Raw genomic sequence first — 20,244 nt, forward strand, 5'->3', positions numbered from 1 at the left:
ACCCCCCCCCCCCCCCCCCCCCCCCCCCCCCCCCCCCCCCCCCCCCCCCCCCCCCCCCCCCCCCCCCCCCCCCCCCCCCCCCCCCCCCCCCCCCCCCCCCCCCCCCCCCCCCCCCTCCCCCCCCCCCCCCCCCCCCCCCCCCCCCCCCCCCCCCCGGCCCCCCCCCCCCGGGCCGATGGATTTCCGCATGACCGATTTCATCCGCCCTACCCTGTCCCTGCCCGGCGGCCACAACAAGCTGCTGCTGCATTCGTGCTGCGCGCCGTGCTCGGGCGAGGTGATGGAGGCCATCACCGCCTCCGGCATCGACTACACCATCTTCTTCTACAACCCCAACATCCACCCGGCGCGCGAATACGAACTGCGCAAGCAGGAAAACATCCGCTTTGCCGAGCAACATGGCGTGCCCTTCGTGGACGCCGACTACGACACCGACAACTGGTTCGCCCGCGCGCGCGGCATGGAAAACGAGCCCGAGCGCGGCATCCGCTGCACCATGTGCTTCGACATGCGGTTCGTGCGCACCGCGCTGTACGCGCACGAGCATGGCTTTTCGGTGATCAGCAGCTCGCTGGGTATCTCGCGCTGGAAGGACATGAACCAGATCAACGACTGCGGGCACCGTGCGGCCGCGCACTACCCCGACATCCAGTACTGGGACTACAACTGGCGCAAGGGCGGCGGTGCGGCGCGCATGGTGGAGATCAGCAAGCGCGAGCAGTTCTACCAGCAGGAGTACTGCGGCTGCGTCTATTCGCTGCGCGACGCCAACCGCCACCGCCGCGAGAACAACCGCGAGCGCATCAAGATTGGCCTGTTGTATTACGGGCAGGACAACGACGCGCCCAAGGGCGATTGACGTCCGCGCGCGGGGCCGCCACGCTGGTCGCCCCGCCTGCGTTGTGTTGGACCTGCCATGACTGCCCTGCCTGCCGATGTCGCCCTGCTGGTAATCGACCTGCAGCCGGACTTCATGCCCGGTGGCGCGCTGGCGTGCGAGCAGGGCGACGCGCTGGTGGAGCCCATTGCGGCGCTACTCGCCCAGCGCCGCTACCGCACGGTGGTGGCCACCCAGGACTGGCACCCGGCCGACCACGCCTCGTTCGCCCGCCAGCACCCGGGCCAGCTGCCCTTCGAAGCGATTCTGCTGCATGCGCAGCCACAGACGCTGTGGCCGGATCACTGCGTGCAGGGCACCCCCGGTGCCGCGCTGCACCCGGGCGTGGACTGGACCGTGGCCGACCTGATCCTGCGCAAGGGCACCCGCCGTGAGGTGGACTCGTACAGTGCCTTCCGCGAGAACCATGGCCCTGACGGCACCCGCCCCGCCACCGGCCTGGCCGGCTGGCTGCATGAGCGCGGCATTCGTGAGGTGCATGTGTGCGGGCTGGCGCGGGACTACTGCGTGTTGTGGAGCGCGCAGGATGCGGTGAAGTCCGGGTTCCGGGTCAAGTTCCTTTGGGAGCTGACCCGGCCGGTGACCGAGGCCAATGATGGGATGGTGCGTGAGGCGCTGGCCAAGGCCAAGATTGCGGTGATCTGACCCACAGGGCGGGCACGCCGCAGAATGCGCGACGTTGCTTCCGCCGGTAGGTCACGACCGTTGGTCGTGACCCCCGTCAACGTTCTACTCTCGCTCCTACTCGCGGTGGTATTGCAAGAGGATCAAGCGCTCCATCCCGCAAACCAGAGTGCTGCGCAAATCTGATTCCACTTCAGAGAAGCACCAGGCTGTACGGGGCGATTCTACCAATGGGCATCACGATCAAAAAGTCGCATGCGCCTGCAAGCGGCCCGGAGCTCGCAGCCGCTTTCGCTAGGCCATACCCGCTGTAGCCATTGAATACCGGGCCACCGCTATCACCACCAGCGCAAGCCAGGTTCGGCCCTTCAACTCGAATCCACTTACCTGTGGGACACGTCGACGGATCCGTATTTGTGCAGGTCCCCGAATACTCATAGCCAAGGGTGGTGACGGTGCCGCAACTCTTTCCTGTAGTCCGCCCCATGTGGCACACACTTGCGCCTACGGATGGGGTGCTGCCGTAGATCACCACGTTGGAGCAATCAGTGAATGAAACGCAGTACGCGGACGTCACCGGCTGTCCGGGCGGAAACATATGCCACTGGAAGTCAACGATGCCGCCCCAGGCCTCCATGACCATCTCAGTGGGCACAATCACGGTCGGCAAGATTGCTGGTGCGACCGGATAGTTGGTGTAGGTGGCAGTGTTGAAGCAGTGTCCTGCAGTGAGAACACCCTTGACGCCTGTGATTGCGTGTTTTACTGCAAAGCCAGCTGTACAGAACTGTCCTTCTCCTCCCAAAAGCTGCCTTCCTCCACCCACGTTTGGCAGCACTCGTGTTGACGCGGCAGGCTGACTGGCCGGCTTTGGAGCATCAGGAGGCGTACTCAAATCCTGGGGAGCTGGCGGGAACCTGAATTCGACCGGAAACCCCATCAACTTCTCGATGGCGGCGCGCTCCGCATCGTAAGCGCGCTTGGACACCGCAGGCGATGCGACATCCAGCACGATCTTTCCTGTCGTTTCATCCACCCATGCACCGCTAAGCTCAGGGACTAATTTGCGAAGATCCGGGCCGGCAGCACTGAGAGCAGCGCCCAACCGATCTGCTGTGGCAGCTGCTCCCGTTACAAACTCCACCGGAACAATGCCCGCCTCAGTCTGAATGTTCCTGGGCGGTACGTGGCCAGAGCCGGTAAGACGCACCACAATGTGCTGTGCGGGCAAACGCACCCAAAAGAGCCCGGCGATCCGATCCGCGAACTCAGCTCTCAGTGCACTGATTTGAGGGGCTGCCAGTTCTTCTCTTGCCAATGCCAGCCTTGATTCTTCGACGTCAAGCCCGGTTTCCTGCGCATACGTCTTTACTTCTACTGAAGTAAGAGACTTCTCGGATTCCAGGTATGCGGACCGACGAACAGGCTCGGCCGTCACGTTGAACGCCAGAAGAAGTGAAACGCAGAGTAGAGAGAAAGCACCGTGTCTCATTACATATCCTTGTAGTGAAAATTCATATGCGTCAGTTTGCGCCACTCATCCATGAGGATTGCGGAGGAACGTATCACGGTGATTCCTGTTCACATGTGATCGAGTTCCCGAATAGCGTTGTTGGTAGAGGGCCACGTTCTCAGAGTCTGCCATCCCTCACCACTTCGATCGCGAAATCCACGCGCTGGAATCCAGCTCCGGGGCTGACCTCGGATGGTCAGCCCCGGAATGCATCATGGCGTTGACAAGCGTGGGCTTGCCAGATCAAGGGCCAGCGCCCACAGCCATGGCTACGACCTTTTTCTCTCGAATGTCAAAGCAAATGCTGTTTCCATCGAGGTAGCCACAAACACGCTCGACATCGAACCGGCCGAGTCTGTCTTTTTCTCGGTATTGATCGCCGTATCGACGCGTGGCGGCTTCCGCTTTTGATGCCGAGTCGCCGATTGCCACCCCTTTTAGCGTCAGGCCCTTCAAGCTCTCGGTAGTGCTGAGTGCTTGCTTCCCTGTGAGAACTGGCGAGATCCGAATCTCATCAATGGTTCGGTACTTCGGCCCAATGTCGGGATTGGACGTGATCACTATCTCCCACTCCGTGTTCGGGTCCCAGTATCTACGGCGCAACAAACCCACATCGTCCAGGCGCTCGTCTCCTTTGCCATAGCGGCGAAGGATGTCGGCTTCGAAATAGACGTGAGGCTTATACCCGCCGTCATGGAACGCCTTTGACACGTAGTCCACCTTACCCTTGGCCTCCACCTGCGCCGATGCGGAGAGCAGGGCAAGCGCTACGATGAGTAATCTGCACGTCGTCATGTACACAGTGAACTCTCAACGTAGTGGAATGATTGCCAAGGCGCATCTACGGATGCTTGGACGTGTCTTGTTCACGCCGTTCTATTCGAGGCAGTACAGCATGCACCAACGGACTATGGTCCAAAGCCGACGGCCATCGCAACAATCCGCTTCTCGCGCGCGTAGAAGCATATGCTCGAGCCGGTATCCGAGTAGCCACAGACGCGCTCAGCCTGTAGTTCGCCAAGCTTCTCCTGCGAACTGTGGGTTTGGCCATAGCCGCGTGCGGCCGCCTTCCCCTTCGATTCGGGATCTCCGATCGCTACCCCCTTGAGCTTCAGGCCCTTCAGGCTCTCGGTCTCCTTGAGCGAATGTTGCCCAGTGGCGACCGACGAAACGCGGATCTCGTCAATGGTTCGGAAGTCAGCTGCAATGTCAGGATCAGAGGTGATCACCACCTCCAACTGCGTGGATCGGTCCCAGTATCTACGGCGAATCAGCCCAGCGTCATCAATGCTCTTCTCCCCTTCGCCATAGCGACGCAAGATGTCTACCTCGTCGTACACACGAGGCAGGTACTCACCGTCATGGAAGACCTTTGATACAAGGTCTGCCTTGGACCCGGCTGCATGGGTGGTGCCTAGAGCTAGCAGCCCAAATGCCAGTAGTGTCCACCTGATCATTTTATGAGCTCAATTGGCATTTGGAGAGAGAAATCATTACAGAACGTTGATGCTTCAACCGCTTGCGTCTTGGGATTGCTAGGTTCTGCATCGCGGACTATATCAACCATCTGATGCACTGGCGGAACCTGTTTGCCGCGTTGCTGGGACCCGCTTACTGGCCAATGATGGGAGGGTGTGGGAGCATCTGGCCAAGACCAAGATTGCGGAGGCGTCGCTCTACAGCGTTATGGTAAGGGACGGCCATCGGACGCCTTCAGGTCCATACGCATCCTCACAAACTCCTTTGCCTCGCTGAGCATCTGCTCTCCGATTGTTGCCAGCACAACTTTGTCCAAGCCCCCAGCTAGGAAGCCGGACCAGGAGTCCGCCGTTGAACCGGACCCCTGTGCGTAGCGACCAGCGGCACTGACGACCGTGAGGTCATCGAACACCATGAGCTCGTAGAGCTCACTACCAGGCATATCTCGAATCCATCTGGCGAGGATAGTCGGGCGCTCATACGTGTTCGGCACGGGAAGATGGATCCTGATGAGCGCCAGTAGATGCTCTCACAGCTCGCAGGGAACAGCCAAAGGCATACCATCGCTCGCAAGCCTCAAGCCCAGAATTTTGATTCTCGCGATCATGAAGAGCACTCCAAGTCGCATACACCGGCAGCGTTGTCGCATGCCATCAGGTAGACCACCAGCGAAGCGAGGAGGCAGAGCGTACTGGACCCAACGGGCATCAGAGAGCTGCGGACTGCTTTCGACGCACTGCATCGCAGGCAGGCGCCGGCTGCGGGTTGACGTTCTTCAATCGCTCTTGAAGGTCCTTCTGCGCGCGGCACATGAAGACCTGGAAGGCATCGGCCGACACCTGGGTGAAAATGTAATAGGCGCCCGCTCCGAAGTCATGCGCAAAGTCCACTTCGCTGGTGACCCATCCGTCCCAGTACTTCATCTTGACCGTATTCCTGCCCGCAGCAATCTGCACTTCCCGTCCAAGGAGGGCACCTGGCTTCTTTCCATTGATGGCAAGAATGAGCACTGGCGCACCATTCAACCGACTGAGCCCTGCGACCAGATGCGCCACCGGCTCGTTTGGCGGCGCCACGCGGATCGCCGAGTAATCCACCTTGCAGGAAGCAAGGAACAGACACACCACTACTGCTACGCACAGCCCAAACGCACTTGTCATGGCGTCCACGCGGAAAGGGGTGAAAGGGGTCAACTGGGCTTGGAAGGCTTGGCACCGATCCCCACCGGGCCGATCGGCAGATCATAGCCATAATCGATTTGGCCGTATACCGCGCTTACTCAGGCGTTCTGCATACGAGTACGGAGGCAGTTTCCGGCTGTACCATGCAGTAGGGCACTCCCTCTGGAGCGGATGCAATGAACATTGCGTGGCGCGTAGCGGCAATGATCGCGGTGCTATGCGGCGTGCTCTCTGCGTGGATGTTGTTTACTACCGGCGCCGGCACAAGGATGCTCGCTGGGGCGCTATTGTTCGTCGCAGGAGCAATAGCATCCGTCGTGTGCACGGGCATTGCAGCCACTCTGGAAGGCAGTCGAAGGCGACTCATCGGCGTGGCACTCGTGGGCGGCTACGGACTGACATTGCTGGCGTTCCTGGCAGCGATGGGCAATGTACGTTGAGTTCCGCTTCCCAAGAGTCCTGGCTGGCCCGATCAGTGACTGCGGCATCCACGAGTTGAGTGTCTGCGTGCGAGTGAGCGCCTGCCGCGTGCTTTGAACCGCCCAGGACGCGGTGAAGCCTAACTTCTTGGTCAAGCTCTCTGGGAGTAAACTCGGCCACTGACCGAGGCTAGCGACGGAATGGAGCGCCGACAGCTGACCAACGCCAAAATCGACGTGATCTGGCCCGCAGGCAGGACGCTCCTAGAAATACACGAAGTTGCTGGCTACGCATCCGGAAGGTCACGACCTTTGGTCGCGACCACCGGCATCCCTCTGTCCCCTTCCCAACTCGCGGTTATATCGCCAGTACGTAAGAGGCTTTCCGTGCCATGAGAAGAGCAGGGGCGCAGCAGAGTTCTTTCTGCGGCCGAACTACGGCTCCGGCCAGAAGCAGCGGCCCTTCTCAGACCGCACCACACAGCCGGTCCGCCCTGCGGGACGCTCCATAGCGACGGGACGAACTAAAGCACTTGTGACACCGGCTAGCGGGCTTTCAAGCGTCGATAAACGTCGAGAAGCTCGGGCAGAAGCTGGTAACCAAGATCATCTGCGATCTCTATAACGGGCGGAAGCAATTCCTCCCGCAAGCGGTAAAGATCGCGACAGAAGTCCCTGAAGACAGGATCGCCACCGTCGCATCTCAACGTAGCTAGATGCGGGTTCGCCGATAGGAACTTCTGGATCGACCTTCTCATCTGCTCCATATGTTTCCTTGCGAACTCGTCTTTTGACAGGTGCGCTAATGCCTCAGTAATCCTGGCCCTGATCTCCACCAGCGACGTCGCTACTTGATCAGGCCACTCCGCATCGAGCGCATTGAAGAATACGCGCTTTCCCTCGATATATCCGAGGAAGCTATGACGTTGTGCCACGTTGCGGCTACGCGCGTACAACTCGAAATGGACGGTATCGAAGTCTTTGCCGGCAAGCTTAGAAACGAATGCCCGATGATCGTCCTTCCAACCCTGAAGCACATGGACTGGATAGGCGCCAGGATCGTCATCAATGACAGTATGGCAGTTTCTACAGAGCCAAATTCCGTTCGCCGCCAACTTCAGTTGCCCCTCCGTCATTTCAGCTCCCGCGCGCGGGCCCTGAGAACTCGCCGCGCCGATATGCGCAGCTTCCGCGATCGCTCTTGCTTTGCCGGCTGTCGTCCCAAAGGACGTGAAGCGGCAACAAGTCGGGTTTGCACAGAAAAGGTGTGCTTCAAATGCAATATCTCTCTTCACGGACGGAGAGAAATTCACGCGTTGAGCGGCCTTCTTTGCCGTAGACACAATACTCCCCCTGGATTTTTGCAAACGTGGACACTCGAACTTGGCCGGCGCTCGCCATTCTAGATTGAACTATGGACCTTCGCGGGCGAGACAAGGGCCAGACTGGCTGCTGAAATAACCCCCGAATGCCTGTCCGCGACGGATAGGAGCAATTGATCTTCGCTCTCTGCCAGAAACGGACACATGACCCGACGCGCACACCTTGAGCACTTAGCTGTTTTGGGTACTCCGCCATCTTACTGCATCGCTAGCAACGCCCGATAGACGCAGCGTTGAAGCTACACACTCGAAATTCTAGATAGTCTTAACCTAACTCCCATGCGGTTGATCCCTATGAGGGAGCAGCGGCCTTCTCATGGTAGAGAAGGCGTACTCAGGCCGAGCCACACAGCCTGGAACCCAGCTTGGCCGTTGCACCGGAACCCGGGCAGATACCCACCGGCCTTATGAGAGCAAGAGCATAAGAACTCGTTCACACCCGCCAGTTTTGGATTATGCTCCTAGTTGCTATAGGCGCCCTAGTCTGGGAGGGTCGGCGTGTATCTCCAAGCGGGGCACAAATATCACGTGAAGCGGTGAATGGGGTGCAGGATGTACCTGAAGAAACTAGGTGTACGTAATTTTCGGCGACTGAAGAACGTTGTCATTGATCTCGCCTCGGATATCTCCATCTTCGTAGGCTCCAACAACAGTGGTAAGACCTCCGTAGGCCACGCTCTAGAGCTATTCGCCGGCCGCAACAACTTCAATGTTCACGATTTTAGCTCCGACCTCTGGCCTGACATCATTGAGTACGGTGCTGGCGATGGCATCGCCACAGAAAAGCTGCCAGCAATCGAGCTGGACATCTGGTTTGATATTGGCGAAAACGATGTTCATCGCGTCGTAGACCTTCTCCCCAGCCTTGTCTGGCAAGGCAGTTTGGTGGGCCTGCGCGTCATCTACGCCCCGGTTGATCCGAGCGCCACACATGCGCGATATGCCGAAGTAAGGCAGCAAGCTCTCAGGGCGGTTCCCCGGGGGCAGGATGGGGAGCCGCTGTATGACCCCTCCCCCCGCGACCTGCGAGAGTACCTTCGCGACCGGCTGGCCGAGGAGTACGAGCTTCAATACTTTGTCCTCGACCACGCCAAGTTCGACACCACCATGGTGGCAGCGCCAGGGTATGTACCGTCTCGTATCGGCAGCAAAGGACGAAGCGGTCGGGAGATCCTCAGAGGCCTTCTGCGGGTCGATTTCCTTAACGCACAGCGGCACCTCTCCGACGGACCCGGCGGTTCGCGATCTGAGGAGCTCTCAAGGGTCCTTAGTCGCTTCTACGGACGCAACCTCGAGAAGATGGGGGATGATATTGAGGCACTGAGTGCGCTGGCCGCCTCTGAGGTTTCGCTCAACAAGCACCTTGAGCGTGTCTTCGAGCCGACGCTCAAGAGCCTATCCAAGCTAGGCTACCCGGGCCTGACTAATCCGCGGATGATGATTCGATCCGCCCTCGATCCTGCGCAGATCATGAGCGGTCGTGACGGCACACTCGTTCACTACGCGCTAGGAGCCGACGATGGCAACCCCAACCCCCCCACGCTGCCAGATAGGTACAACGGCTTAGGCTTTAAAAATTTGATCTTCATGGTGGTCGAACTACTCGATCTGCATGCCCAGTGGCTTACAATCGAAGAGGGCAGGCCTCCAGTCCATCTGATCTTCATCGAGGAGCCAGAGGCACACCTCCACGCGCAGCTACAACAGGCCTTTATCCGCAAGGTGATGAATATCCTTGAGCTCAGCGAAGAGGATATGAAGCACCACACGAGCCAGATCGTTGTTACAACGCACTCTACACATATCTTGTATGAGCGAGGCTTCCGCCCGATACGCTATTTCCGTCGAACCCGCGAGCACCATGCGGCTACTTCCGAAATTCTAAACCTCTCCGTGTTCTACGACGGTGCAGATCCAGAGGACCGTACATTCCTGGAGCGATATCTAAAGCTCGCTCATTGCGACTTGTTCTTCGCCGACGGTGCTGTACTCGTAGAGGGCAACGTAGAACGACTCCTATTGCCACAGATGATTGAGAAGGCTGCCTCTCGGCTGCAGTCGACTTACCTCACAGTGCTGGAGATCGGCGGAGCGTTTGGACATAGATTTAGATCGCTGATTGACTATCTTGGTCTCACGACCCTCATCATCACTGATCTGGACAGCGTCTTTGGCCCTGCAGCTCTCGTGCCCGCAGCCGCTGCCGTTCCGCCTGCACAAGGAGACGGCGCTGCGATCGCGCCCGCCCCAGTGGATGAAGAAGAGGAGGAAGATGAGGATTCGCCGGATGGCGCTGGAAAGCCGGGAAAGGCGTGCATCGCGAGCCAAGCCGACGCCACGACTTCCAATCAGACCCTGCTCAAGTGGCTCCCCAAGCTCGACACAGTGAATGCTCTCTGGCAGGCAACTGCTGAGCAGAAGACTCAGACCAGAACAGCCGATGGAGATGCCCTTGTTCGGGTGGCATATCAATGCCGAACGCAAGTTACGTGGGGGGGCGACTCGCAGCTGCTTGCAGGGCGCACGCTTGAGGAGGCATTCGCTCTCGAGAACCTCGAATGGTCACAAAGCAAGGATAGAAAGTCGCTCGGCCTTCGCATCGCAAAGGCGACGGACAAAGATCTGGATACACTTGCAACCCTCATTCACAGGCGCGTTCAAGGCAAGAGCTTCAGCAAAACCGACTTCGCGCTGGGGCTGTTGGCAGAGGAGCCGAAAGGGTGGTCGGTGCCTGCGTACATCGCCGAGGGTCTTGCCTGGCTTGAACTTGAACTCGCTCCGCCAGACCCGGATGACGGGCATCCCGGCGACGATAATCAAGGGGCCCCCATTCCCGACCAAGAGGCGGTGCAGGGATGACCAGCAGGATCGGAAGTCCTGATACACAAGCGGATATTGAGGTACGGGCATGCCTAGATTCTGAACCGCCTCGCTCATTCGTGGTTGTTGCCGGCGCAGGCTCAGGTAAGACAACTTCACTCATCAAAGCCCTTGCGCATCTCGGCCAGGCTCGCGGACCCGCCCTGCGTCGGGCTGGGCAGAGAATAGCGTGCATTACTTATACCGAAGTGGCCGTGAGCGAGATATCGGACGACGTTGGACCCTCTCACCTCTTTCATATCTCTACTATCCACAGCTTCCTTTGGTCGGTCGTCAAACCATTCCAATCAGACATCCTTGCCTGGGTGCAGGAACGAGTCAGACAGAAGATTGAGGAACGGCTAGAACACTTGAACAAGCCTAGAACTCGAAGCGACACCAAGATCCGCCTTGAACAAGAGATCACCGATCTTCGCGAAGAGCTTGAGAATGTTCGCAACGTCAAGAGGTTCGACTACGGCACTGGAAGCAGCTACGCCGAGGGCATCCTCGGCCACGATGACGTTCTTAAGCTGACCCCAGCCTGCGTCGAACTGTATCCGCTACTCCGGCAGGTCATCGCTGCTCAGTTTCCTTACATCTTCGTTGATGAAAGTCAGGACACCAACCCAGGCGTCGTCAAGGCACTGCAGACCATCGCTGCTGGCAATCCGAAGCTGTGTCTCGGCTTCTTCGGCGACCCAATGCAACAGATTTACCCGACTGGAGCCGGGTCGATCGTGAATGGGGACGAATGGGCGACGATTGAGAAGCCTGAGAACTTCCGGTGCCCTAAGACCGTACTCAACGTCATCAACGCTGTACGAGCCGAGGGTGACGGCCTAGAACAGACGCGCGGCAGAATGAGAGAGGTCAATGGTGAGCAACAGCCCGTTATTGGGACCTGCAATGTATTCGTCCTTCCTTCAGACGGAAATCGAACTGCTGGCCTTGCGGCCGTTAGGCAATGGATCTCTGCGAACACAGAGGATGCGCAGTGGCTAAGTGACACACGTGATAGCGATGTTCGCCTTCTCGTGCTGGTTCACCGAATGGCGGCAAGCCGACTCGGATTCGCCGACCTGTACTCGGCACTCCACGACAAGGCCCCTTTGAGCCTCAGCGAAGGCCTAGCCGACGGAACGGCATGGCCATTACGCCCATTCATCCAAGAGATCCTTCCACTCGTGGCTTGCGAGGTATCAGAACAACACTTTGACGTCATCTCTATTTTGCGTGGCGCCAGTCCAAAGCTCGAGCGGGATAGGTTGACTGGCAAAGACACCACTGTGACCCTGCGTGAACTGAAGCACGCAGTCCAGTCGCTAGTGGCACTGCTTGCCGAAGGTTCCGGGTCGACCGTTTCGCAGGTTCTCAAGCATGTACGTGACAGCGAATTGCTTCTGCTTGACGACCGCTTCTCCACCCACCTCGCGGATGAGTCCGTTGACGACGGCAGCAGCGGCTACCATAACGTCCAAGCGTTCCTCGCCTGCTCTGTGCAGGAATTGTGGAGCTACCAAAGGTACCTAGCCGAGGAGTCCCCGTTTGCCACCCATCATGGCGTAAAGGGTGCTCAGTTCGAGCGCGTATTGGTAGTTGTCGATGACGAGGAAGCAAGCTACCGCCAGTACTCTTACGGGAAATACTTTGGCTACACGCCATTGTCGGATACTGATGAGAAGAACATTGCTGCTGGAGATGTGTCTGTCATTGATCGAACTCGGAGACTCTTCTATGTATGCTGCTCACGTGCGACGAAGGATCTTGCGCTTGTGATGTTTGTCCCGGATGTTGAGGCCGCCAAGGGAGCGATGATGCGCAGGAACCTCTTCCCTAAAGAGGTGATTCGGGGAAGCGACGACATCGGATAGATGTAGCGCCCGCTTCCGTCAAAAAAAGGATGAACGCCCAAGATTTGATCCGCGCTGCGTAGCTTTCGCGGGAGTTAACAGTTCTCGCACGCCGGCATCTGCAGCAGAGGTTCTGGATTTGCTCCGTAGAAGCTATCAATACGGATGCACGCCACCCAACTAATGGTGCCACGGGGCTTCCTTGCCCCCGGGTGTCGATCTCCAGCGCACCCCGGGTTGCTTACGACTTCTCATTTGTGGCTCGTCGGTCAATGAGCAGTTCCGCTTGGCAAATTGGCGTGCCCCTGAATTCGGGACGTTCGTTCCAACAACTACCCGCTGAAGCGAGACTTCCAGCCCAGTTGCGTCACACCATTTGCCCGATGAATTGAACATGCCGGTATGCTGACGAAGTACCAACTTCTCTTCATTTGAGCAGCCGTGCATCGTCTGGATTCGGGGCTTGATATCCCCTCGTTAGACCAATGAAAGCTTGAAGCTCTGCGTCGGGAGGGTGGCGAATACAACACCCCCTGGGAAATAAGTCACGCCGTCGGTCTAGCGGATATCAACCTCCCGACTCCCTCGTCGCCGACGAGGGAGTACTTCCGATGGAGTACACGCATGCGCAGTTCAAAGATGGATTCATGCAACGATCCCAACCAGCACGTTGGCCTTGGCTGGTATGCGCCCAAGAGCGTACGCATTTCCGCCCTTCAGCACCCCGCCGGAAACATCCTGCCGCCGGGCGTAGCCATTCCCCATCTGTCGCTCTGCGGAATGTGGCTGGAGCGGCTGGGCTTCAAGGCGGGTCACCGCGTGTTTGTGGAAGTGGCACCCGGGCGCATCACGCTGAGGCTGGATGAAACGCCTGTGGTGTTGCCGTACCGGTACCGAAAGCACACGCCGAAGAAGGGACGTTCTGGGGCCTTGCATCAGCAACAGTAGAAGGGTCCCTGTGCCGACCAACGGTCGGCACCTACCAGGTAGGTCACGACCGTTGGTCGTGACCGGCGTCTTCGGCCAACCCGTCACCGGAACACCACAGTGCCCAACCGCACCAGATCACGTGCCGTCATCGCGTGATCTACGCGCGCTACGTCCTGTTTGATGATCGGGCCGTCGTCCAGATCGGAGGTGACATAGTGCGCGGTGGCACCGACGATCTTGACCCCGCGTGCGTGAAGAGCTGACGCTTCTGAACCGTGAAAGAGGAAGGCCCGTTCGTCGGCCTCCGGGAAGAGACAGATAGCCAGAAAAAATAAACCCCCTTGCGGGGGTTTCGCGGATGCCCTTAGGGATCGCTCCCATCAAACGGCCATGGCCTGTAACCAGTGGCGGCATCTGAACACCTCAGGCCTTAGCCCAAAGCTCCGTATACATCCAGATGGGACAATATTACTCAGCGCTGGACCGAGAGTGTGAAGGGATAGCAACAGCCGGCCATGGATCGGCGCTACCGTGGGTTGCCGTGGCCGTTTTCGCTGACGGAATCAGCTATCGGAACACCACAGTCCGGTGCCCGTTGAGGATGATGCAGTGCTCCACATGCCGACGCACTGCACGTGCCAGCACCTGCGATTCGGTGTCACTGCCCAGCCGCACCAGATCACGCGGCGTCATCGCGTGATCCACGCGCGCCACGTCCTGCTCGATGATCGGGCCTTCATCCAGGTCTGAGGTGACGTAGTGCGCGGTGGCCCCGATGATCTTGACCCCGCGTGCGTGCGCCTGGTGGTACGGCTGCGCGCCCTTGAAACTGGGCAGGAAGCTGTGGTGAATGTTGATGGCGCGGCCGGCCAGCGCCTCGCACAGGCGCGGCGAAAGGATCTGCATGTAGCGCGCCAGCACCACTAGATCGATCTGCTCGCGTTCGACCAGGTCGATGATCTGCTGTTCCTGCACGGCGCGGTTGTCGGCGTTCACCGGCAGGTGGTGGAACGGGATGCCGTAGGAACCGGCCAGCGCGGCGAAGTCCTCATGGTTGGAGGCGACGGCGGCGATATCCACCTGCAGTTGGCGGCTGTGGGCACGGAACAACAGGTCGTTCAAACAGTGGCCCTGCTTGCTCACCAGCACCAGCAGGCGGGCGCGGCGGCGCGCGTCGTGCAGTTGCCAGTCCATCTGGAAGTCGGCCGCCAGCCCGGCCATGCGGTGCTGGATGGTTTCGATGGGCTGGCCCGGGTCGCGGTTGAAGTGCACGCGCAGGAAGAACCGACCGCTTTCGTCATCGCCGAACTGCTGCGCATCCAGGATGTTGCAGCCCTGCTCGTACAGCAGGCCGGAGACGCGATAGACGATGCCGGTACGGTCCGGGCATGACAGGGTGAGGATGGAATCAGGGCGCATGGGTCAAGTGTAGAGGACAGGCACCGCGCCCTGTAGGGATGCTGTCAGCTGCAACCAACTGCAGCACTGCAACGCTCACTTCAACGCGCAGGATGCACCGTCAATGCCACCAGACGCACGACGAGCGGGCGGACGGCCAGCACGCAGCAGAACGCGGTGGGCATGGCCAGCTGGTAGGCGCCGAGCACGCGCGCGGGGAAGTCGGCATTGATGCCGGCGTTGGCGGCGGTGATCACCAGGCACATGAGCATGGCCATGATGGAGGCCATGAAGAAGGCGAAGACGTAAGGGGTGGCGCGGGCGCCGAGCTTCCAGCGGGGTGCGGTGAGGGTGGTGGGTTGTTGCGACATCGGAGGGTCCAATCGGTGGCAACCGGCGGTTGCGGGACCGGCACGATAGTCAGGCGACTCCCCGGCCGGTAGACCGCGCCGGATTGGGTCTTTATAAAGTAAACCTTTGCAATGATCCGCAATAATCCCGTCATCATGAACATTCTGCAGTCAATCCGCAGCTTCATCCGCACCGCCGACGCCGGCAGCCTGGCCGCGGCCGCGCGCACGCTGGGGATCAGCCCGGCGGCGGTGGGGCAGAACATCGCACGGCTGGAGACCCACCTGGGCGTTCGCCTGTTCAACCGCACTACGCGCACGCTGGCGCTGACCGAGCACGGCGCGCGCTACCTGGCCGAGGTGCGGCATATCGAGCGCGACCTGCAGCGTGCGCAGGCGGCGGTGACCGATCCGGAGGCGATGCCGCAGGGCCGGTTGCGGATTGCCAGCACGTCGGCCTTCGGGCGGCATGTGCTGGCGCCGATGCTGCCGGCATTGCAGGCGCGTTACCCGCGCTTGGCGATCGAGCTGCTGTTGGCCGACCGCAGCGTGGACCACGCGCATGAAGACGTGGACGTGAGTTTCCGGATCGAGCCACAGTTGGAGGAAGGCCTGGTGGCGCGTGCCATCGCGCAGGTGCCGTTCCAGGTGTGTGCCGCGCCTTCGTACCTGGCGCAGGCCGGTGTGCCCGCCACGCCGGAAGACCTGCGCGAGCACCGCTGCCTGGTGTTCCGCTACCCGGTGGAGGGACGGCTGCTGCCGTGGGGCTTCATTCGCGATGGGATCCGCTTCGATGCGGAGATGCGCCCGGCGCTGGTGTCGGATGACATCGATGCGATTGCGGCGATGGCGGCAGCCGGTGGCGGCATTGCGCGGTTGGCCGCGTTCGTGGCGGCGCCGTGGCTGGCGCGGGGGCAGCTGCAGGTGCTGTTTGCATCCGGCGATGGCGCGCGTACGTCGCCGGAGCCGATGCGGTTGTTTTTGTGCGTGAGCGACCGGCGGGATCTGACGCCGAAGGTGCGGGCGTTGATGCAGCACGTGGTGGACGGGTTGCCTGCTGCTTGGCGGGTGGATGTTGCCTGATAGCAGGCAACGCCCGACCAACGGTCGGGCGCTACCGATCTCCTCTTACGCCGTGGGCGCGAGGAACACGCCGCGCGCTTCACGCGGTTCGCAGCGCAGGTACTGCGGTGCGGGGGCGAGCGAGTCGCCCAGGGCGGCGGCGGCATGCCACGGCCAGCGCGGGTCGTAGAGGATGCCGCGTGCCAAGGCCACTGCGTCGGCATGGCCGTGGCGCAGGATCGATTCCGCCTGCGACGGGTCGGTGATGAGGCCCACGGCGATGACCGGCATCTTTACCTTGGCCTTGATGGCCGCCGCGAACGGCACCTGGTAGCCCGGCTCCAGGGTGATCTTCTGGCGCGCGTCGAGGCCGCCGCTGGAGACGTGCAGGAACTGGCAGCCCCGCATGTCCAGGATCTGGGCCAGGGTGCTGCTCTGTTCGATGTCCCAGCCGCCGTCGACCCAGTCGCTGGCGGAGATGCGCACGCCCACGCTGATGCGGTCGGAGACGGCTTCGCGCACGGCGTCGAATACGCGCACGAGCAGGCGCATGCGGTTTTCCAGCGAACCGCCGTACTGGTCCTGGCGCTTGTTGCTCAGCGGCGAGAGGAACTGGTGCAGCAGGTAGCCGTGCGCGGCATGCAGTTCGATCAGGTCCAGGCCGGCGCGCTCGGCGCGGCGTGCGGCGGTGGCGAAGGCTTCTACTACGGCGTCGATGCCGGCCTCATCGAGGGCCTCGGGCGCGGGGCCGTTGGGCGCGAAGGGCAGCGGGGACGGTGCGACGGCGGTCCAGCCATTGGGGTCGGTCGGCGGCAGGGGGCCGCCGCCGTCCCACGGGCGTGCCGAGGAGGCCTTGCGGCCGGCGTGGGCCAGCTGCACGCCCACCGGCATCGGCGACCACTGCTTGATCGAGGCGATGACGGAAGTGAGCGCGGCTTCGGTGGCGTCATTCCACAGGCCCAGGTCGGCGTAGCTGATGCGGCCTTCGGGCAGCACGGCGGTGGCTTCGAGGATGAGCAGGCCGGCGCCGGACTGCGAGAGCTGGCCCAGGTGCTGGCGGTGCCAGTCGTTGGCCAGGCCGTCGGTGGACGAGTACTGGCACATCGGGGCGATGACGATGCGATTGGACAGCGTCAGCGGTCCGAAGGAAACGGGGGAGAAAAGCTGGCTCACGGGGGACGACTCGGGGAGGAAGTATGGAACCGGGGCGTTATTGCACTCTGAAGCGGGGTTGGAGGCAACCTTGTGTGTGGAACGGTGAGGCCAGCGCGGCATGGCCGCGCTCTACCCGGGGGGGGTTGCAGGCAGCCTTGTTTGTGGAACGGTGCGGCTAGCGCGGCATGGCCGCGCTCTACCGCGCGGGGCGCGGGTGGGTCGAACGGTGAGGCAGCCGGGCAGAGCCCGGCGCTACGGGGGTGTGCTTGGGTCGAACGGTGCGGGGGCTGTGCGTGGGTCGAATGGTGCGGCGGCCGGGCAGAGCCCGGCGTTACGCGTTGGCTGGCAATAGGAACGACAGCCCATCTGCGCAGGGTTGCTCTACCTTTAGCGTCAGCAGGTCGTCGGCTCGGGTGCGGCCCAAGTTCAGGGCCGCTACCGGTAGGCCGGCCTTGGCTGCCGCCTGGACGAAGCGGAAGCCGGAATAGACCATCAGGGAGGAGCCGACCACGAGTACGGCGTCTGCATTGGCCAGGTGGTCGTGCACGGCCGCGACGCGGTCGCGTGGGACGTTTTCGCCGAAGAACACGACGTCTGGCTTGAGGATGCCGCCGCAGGTGGGGCATGCTGGCACGTTGAAACCACTGAAGTCCACGCCCTCCAGGTCTGCGTCGCCATCGGGCGCCTGTGCGGCCTCGAGCGTGTCCCAGCCCGGGTTGGCGGCCAGCAGCGCGTGCTGGAAGTCCTCGCGGTTGCTGCGGGCCTCACAGCCCATGCAGCGCACCTGGTCCAGGCGGCCGTGCAGGTCGATGACGCCGACGCTGCCGGCGCGCTGGTGCAGGCAGTCCACGTTCTGGGTGAGCAGCACTTCCACATTCCCACGCGCTTCCAGGGCCGCCAGTGCGGCGTGGGTGGCGTTCGGCGTGGCCTGCCCGAAGCGCGGCCAGCCGATCAGGCTGCGTGCCCAGTAGCGCTGGCGGGTGGCCACCTGGCCCATGAAGTCCTGGTAGTTCACCGGCGGGGTGCGCTTCCACTGGCCGTCGGCATCGCGGTAGTCGGGAATGCCCGAGTCGGTGCTGCAGCCGGCGCCGGTGAGGACGAACAGGCGGCGGGCGCGGTGGATGAAGTCAGCCAGTGGGGTAGACATGCCAGCAAGATGGGGGCGATTGCGGGCTACGCAATCGCCCTGCCCGTTCAGGGGCCGGCGATGTCGTCGGGCAGCGCGGGCACGGCGGTGGGTTTGTGGTTTTCGTCCAGGGCGATCATGACGAAGTGGCCCCGGGTGCACAGTTTGCGCTCGCCGGTGTGCAGGTCTTCGGCAATGAGCTCCACTTCCACCTTCATGGAGCTGCGGCCCACTTCGACGATGCGGCCCACGGTTTCCACCATCTGGCCGATGCTGATGGGCAGCTTGAAATCGACCTGGTCGGAGCGCGCGGTGACGACGGTGCGGCGCGAGTAGCGCGCGGCGGCCAGGAAGGCGGCCTTGTCCATCCACGCCAGCGCCTGGCCACCGAACAGAGTGCCCATGTGGTTGGTGTGGTTGGGGAAGACGATTTCGGCCATGCGCACTTCGGTGGGCGGGACGACGTCGGGGGTGGCGGTCATGATGGCGGGCCGGTGTGGGGTACGGCGCGGATGATACGGCAGTGGTGTCTTTGGTGGGGTGAGGCGGTGGAGCAGCCACGCAGGGGGTGGCTCTACCGAAACTGAAAAGCCCCGGCATTTGCCGGGGCTTTTCGTTTCGCATGGAGCAATTCGATCAGAACGACATGTCGAACGACACTTCGCCCTTCACGCCCACCTGGTAGGCCGAGGAGCGGCGTTCGAAGAAGTTGGTCAGCTCTTGCACGTCCTGCAGTTCCATGAAGCTCAGCGGGTTGCGCACGTTGTACTTCTTTTCCATGCCCAGGCGATGGAAATGGTTGTCGGCGCAATGCTGCAGGTAGTGGCGCATGTCGCGGGTGGAAATGCCCGCCACGCCGCCGGACAGCACGTCTTCGGCGAACTTCACTTCGCATTCGATGGCTTCGGCCAGCATGTCATAGACCTGCTGCTTCATTTCGTCGTCGAACAGGTCCGGCTCTTCCTCGCGGATGACGTCCACGCATTCGAAGGCGAACTCCATGTGCGCGCTCTCGTCGCGGAACACCCAGTTGGTGCCCGAGGCCAGGCCGTTGAGCAGGCCGCGCGAGCGGAAGTAGTACACGTAGGCGAAGGCGGCGAAGAAGAACAGGCCTTCGATGCACGCGGCGAAGCAGATCTGGTTGAGCAGGAACTGGCGGCGCTCGGCACGGGTTTCGATGCGCTTGAGGTTCTGGATGGAGTCGATCCACTTGAAGCAGAAGTCGGCCTTCTGCTTGATCGAGTCGATGTTCTCCACGGCGTCGAACGCCTTGGCGCGCTCGTCCGGATCGGGCAGGTAGTTGTCGAGCAGCGTCAGGTAGAACTGCACGTGCAGCGCTTCTTCGTACAGCTGGCGCGAGAGGTACATGCGCGCTTCGGGCGCGTTCAAGTGCTGGTACAGGTTCAGCACCAGGTTGTTGGACACGATCGAGTCGCCGGTGGCGAAGAACGCGACCAGGCGGTGGATGAGGTGGCGCTCGCCCGGCGACATCTTGCCATGCAGGTCGCTGATGTCGATCTGGAAGTTGATCTCTTCCACGGTCCAGGTGTTCTTGATCGCGTTGCGATACATGTCATAGAACTGCGGGTAGCGCATGGGGCGCAGGGTCAGTTCAAAACCGGGATCGAGCAGCATTTGGGTCGGCTTGTCGGCCATGGTGTTTCTTTCCTTCTGGGGTGTACCGACTCACAGTCGGTACCTACCTGACGTGTACCGACTAACAGTCGGTACCTACCGATTGGTGAGAAGCAGCCGGGCATGGCCCGGCTCTACCGCGTGGGGGGGGGGGGGGGGGGGGCCCCCCGCCGGGGGGGGGGGGGGGGGGGCGGGGGGCGGCCCCCCCCCCGGGGGGGGGGGGGCGGGGGGGCGCCCCCCCCCCCCCCCCGCCCCCCCGGGGGGCGCCCGAGGCGGGGGTCTCCACCGGGCTGATCTACCGGCACTTCCCCTCCAAGGCCGAGCTGTTCGTAGAGGTGCTCACCAACGCGGTGGAGCACGAACTGCGCATCTTCGAGGCC

At 61.5% G+C, this 20,244-nt stretch carries 18 protein-coding genes and 2 pseudogenes; 8 read left to right on the top strand and 12 right to left on the bottom strand.

Annotated elements, in window-relative coordinates:
* The first annotated feature begins 187 nt into the window (after positions 1-187).
* Both ACOZHM_RS14630 and pncA read left to right on the top strand, forming a co-directional pair.
* Positions 188-859, top strand: coding sequence for an epoxyqueuosine reductase QueH (locus tag ACOZHM_RS14630; protein WP_421570044.1), 672 nt, complete (start codon positions 188-190; stop codon positions 857-859).
* 57 nt (positions 860-916) lie between these two features.
* Positions 917-1,543, top strand: coding sequence for a bifunctional nicotinamidase/pyrazinamidase (gene pncA, locus ACOZHM_RS14635; RefSeq protein ID WP_421570045.1), 627 nt, complete (start codon positions 917-919; stop codon positions 1,541-1,543).
* 172 nt (positions 1,544-1,715) lie between these two features.
* Here pncA and ACOZHM_RS14640 read toward each other — a convergent pair whose 3' ends face one another.
* The 4 genes from ACOZHM_RS14640 to ACOZHM_RS14655 form a co-directional block, all read right to left on the bottom strand.
* Positions 1,716-3,014, bottom strand: coding sequence for a S1 family peptidase (locus ACOZHM_RS14640; RefSeq protein WP_421570046.1), 1,299 nt, complete (start codon positions 3,012-3,014; stop codon positions 1,716-1,718).
* A gap of 264 nt (positions 3,015-3,278) precedes the next feature.
* The gene (locus tag ACOZHM_RS14645; protein ID WP_421570047.1) at positions 3,279-3,836 is read right to left on the bottom strand and encodes a hypothetical protein; all 558 of its coding nucleotides are present in this window, start codon (positions 3,834-3,836) and stop codon (positions 3,279-3,281) included.
* A 107-nt stretch (positions 3,837-3,943) separates the two neighbouring features.
* Positions 3,944-4,354, bottom strand: a complete 411-nt coding sequence (locus ACOZHM_RS14650; protein ID WP_421570048.1) for a hypothetical protein — start codon at positions 4,352-4,354, stop codon at positions 3,944-3,946.
* Between the two features lie 867 nt (positions 4,355-5,221).
* Positions 5,222-5,638: a hypothetical protein gene (locus ACOZHM_RS14655; RefSeq protein WP_421570049.1), complete on the bottom strand. Its 417-nt coding sequence runs from the start codon at positions 5,636-5,638 to the stop codon at positions 5,222-5,224.
* Between the two features lie 233 nt (positions 5,639-5,871).
* On the opposite strand from ACOZHM_RS14655, the gene ACOZHM_RS14660 reads away from it, so the two are divergent.
* Positions 5,872-6,135, top strand: coding sequence for a hypothetical protein (locus ACOZHM_RS14660; RefSeq protein WP_421570050.1), 264 nt, complete (start codon positions 5,872-5,874; stop codon positions 6,133-6,135).
* Between the two features lie 524 nt (positions 6,136-6,659).
* Here ACOZHM_RS14660 and ACOZHM_RS14665 read toward each other — a convergent pair.
* Entirely contained in the window at positions 6,660-7,427 is a 768-nt protein-coding gene (locus tag ACOZHM_RS14665) for a hypothetical protein (RefSeq protein WP_421570051.1), read from the bottom strand.
* Between the two features lie 621 nt (positions 7,428-8,048).
* On the opposite strand from ACOZHM_RS14665, the gene ACOZHM_RS14670 reads away from it, so the two are divergent.
* The 3 genes from ACOZHM_RS14670 (at position 8,049) to ACOZHM_RS14680 (ending at position 13,156) form a co-directional block, all read left to right on the top strand.
* Positions 8,049-10,355, top strand: coding sequence for an ATP-dependent nuclease (locus ACOZHM_RS14670; protein WP_421570052.1), 2,307 nt, complete (start codon positions 8,049-8,051; stop codon positions 10,353-10,355).
* Entirely contained in the window at positions 10,352-12,229 is a 1,878-nt protein-coding gene (locus tag ACOZHM_RS14675; RefSeq protein WP_421570053.1) for a UvrD-helicase domain-containing protein, read from the top strand. Before ACOZHM_RS14670 ends, ACOZHM_RS14675 begins: the two co-directional genes overlap by 4 nt.
* A gap of 603 nt (positions 12,230-12,832) precedes the next feature.
* A complete protein-coding gene (locus tag ACOZHM_RS14680; RefSeq protein WP_421570054.1) occupies positions 12,833-13,156 on the top strand; it encodes a SymE family type I addiction module toxin in 324 nt (107 codons plus the stop codon).
* 98 nt (positions 13,157-13,254) lie between these two features.
* On the opposite strand, the pseudogene ACOZHM_RS14685 reads toward ACOZHM_RS14680, so the two are convergent.
* The 3 genes and pseudogenes from ACOZHM_RS14685 to ACOZHM_RS14695 form a co-directional block, all read right to left on the bottom strand.
* A pseudogene (locus ACOZHM_RS14685) lies at positions 13,255-13,392 on the bottom strand (formyltransferase family protein); the annotation flags it as partial.
* A gap of 313 nt (positions 13,393-13,705) precedes the next feature.
* On the bottom strand, positions 13,706-14,557 hold the full coding sequence (purU, locus tag ACOZHM_RS14690; RefSeq protein ID WP_421570055.1) for a formyltetrahydrofolate deformylase: 852 nt from the start codon (positions 14,555-14,557) through the stop codon (positions 13,706-13,708).
* Between the two features lie 80 nt (positions 14,558-14,637).
* Positions 14,638-14,907, bottom strand: a complete 270-nt coding sequence (locus tag ACOZHM_RS14695) for a DUF2798 domain-containing protein (protein ID WP_421570056.1) — start codon at positions 14,905-14,907, stop codon at positions 14,638-14,640.
* Between the two features lie 135 nt (positions 14,908-15,042).
* Here ACOZHM_RS14695 and ACOZHM_RS14700 point away from each other — a divergent pair, with 135 nt between their 5' ends.
* Entirely contained in the window at positions 15,043-15,969 is a 927-nt protein-coding gene (locus ACOZHM_RS14700; RefSeq protein ID WP_421570057.1) for a LysR substrate-binding domain-containing protein, read from the top strand.
* A gap of 45 nt (positions 15,970-16,014) precedes the next feature.
* Here ACOZHM_RS14700 and ACOZHM_RS14705 read toward each other — a convergent pair whose 3' ends face one another.
* From ACOZHM_RS14705 to ACOZHM_RS14720, 4 genes are all read right to left on the bottom strand, one after another.
* Entirely contained in the window at positions 16,015-17,121 is a 1,107-nt protein-coding gene (locus tag ACOZHM_RS14705; RefSeq protein WP_421570058.1) for an NADH:flavin oxidoreductase/NADH oxidase, read from the bottom strand.
* 313 nt (positions 17,122-17,434) lie between these two features.
* Positions 17,435-18,250 (bottom strand): NAD-dependent protein deacetylase, encoded by an 816-nt coding sequence (locus ACOZHM_RS14710; RefSeq protein ID WP_421570059.1) that lies wholly within the window; start codon positions 18,248-18,250, stop codon positions 17,435-17,437.
* A 47-nt stretch (positions 18,251-18,297) separates the two neighbouring features.
* A complete protein-coding gene (locus tag ACOZHM_RS14715; protein WP_421570060.1) occupies positions 18,298-18,711 on the bottom strand; it encodes an acyl-CoA thioesterase in 414 nt (137 codons plus the stop codon).
* 154 nt (positions 18,712-18,865) lie between these two features.
* Complete coding sequence (locus ACOZHM_RS14720; RefSeq protein WP_421570061.1) at positions 18,866-19,885, bottom strand: ribonucleotide-diphosphate reductase subunit beta; 1,020 nt, start codon at positions 19,883-19,885, stop codon at positions 18,866-18,868.
* A gap of 242 nt (positions 19,886-20,127) precedes the next feature.
* On the opposite strand from ACOZHM_RS14720, the pseudogene ACOZHM_RS14725 reads away from it, so the two are divergent.
* Positions 20,128-20,244: pseudogene (locus ACOZHM_RS14725) on the top strand (helix-turn-helix domain-containing protein); the annotation flags it as partial.

This window comes from Stenotrophomonas sp. PD6, from assembly GCF_049199305.1.
Taxonomy (GTDB): domain Bacteria; phylum Pseudomonadota; class Gammaproteobacteria; order Xanthomonadales; family Xanthomonadaceae; genus Stenotrophomonas.

What these genes read in the sequence shown, in the direction of transcription:
- ACOZHM_RS14630 (WP_421570044.1), top strand. Translation starts at nt 188, where the DNA reads ATGACCGATTTCATCCGCCCTACCCTGTCCCTGCCCGGCGGCCACAAC.
- pncA (WP_421570045.1), top strand. Translation starts at nt 917, where the DNA reads ATGACTGCCCTGCCTGCCGATGTCGCCCTGCTGGTAATCGACCTGCAG.
- ACOZHM_RS14640 (WP_421570046.1), bottom strand. Translation starts at nt 3,014, where the DNA reads ATGAGACACGGTGCTTTCTCTCTACTCTGCGTTTCACTTCTTCTGGCG.
- ACOZHM_RS14660 (WP_421570050.1), top strand. Translation starts at nt 5,872, where the DNA reads ATGAACATTGCGTGGCGCGTAGCGGCAATGATCGCGGTGCTATGCGGC.
- ACOZHM_RS14670 (WP_421570052.1), top strand. Translation starts at nt 8,049, where the DNA reads ATGTACCTGAAGAAACTAGGTGTACGTAATTTTCGGCGACTGAAGAAC.
- ACOZHM_RS14675 (WP_421570053.1), top strand. Translation starts at nt 10,352, where the DNA reads ATGACCAGCAGGATCGGAAGTCCTGATACACAAGCGGATATTGAGGTA.
- ACOZHM_RS14680 (WP_421570054.1), top strand. Translation starts at nt 12,833, where the DNA reads ATGCGCAGTTCAAAGATGGATTCATGCAACGATCCCAACCAGCACGTT.
- purU (WP_421570055.1), bottom strand. Translation starts at nt 14,557, where the DNA reads ATGCGCCCTGATTCCATCCTCACCCTGTCATGCCCGGACCGTACCGGC.
- ACOZHM_RS14695 (WP_421570056.1), bottom strand. Translation starts at nt 14,907, where the DNA reads ATGTCGCAACAACCCACCACCCTCACCGCACCCCGCTGGAAGCTCGGC.
- ACOZHM_RS14700 (WP_421570057.1), top strand. Translation starts at nt 15,043, where the DNA reads ATGAACATTCTGCAGTCAATCCGCAGCTTCATCCGCACCGCCGACGCC.
- ACOZHM_RS14710 (WP_421570059.1), bottom strand. Translation starts at nt 18,250, where the DNA reads ATGTCTACCCCACTGGCTGACTTCATCCACCGCGCCCGCCGCCTGTTC.
- ACOZHM_RS14715 (WP_421570060.1), bottom strand. Translation starts at nt 18,711, where the DNA reads ATGACCGCCACCCCCGACGTCGTCCCGCCCACCGAAGTGCGCATGGCC.
- ACOZHM_RS14720 (WP_421570061.1), bottom strand. Translation starts at nt 19,885, where the DNA reads ATGGCCGACAAGCCGACCCAAATGCTGCTCGATCCCGGTTTTGAACTG.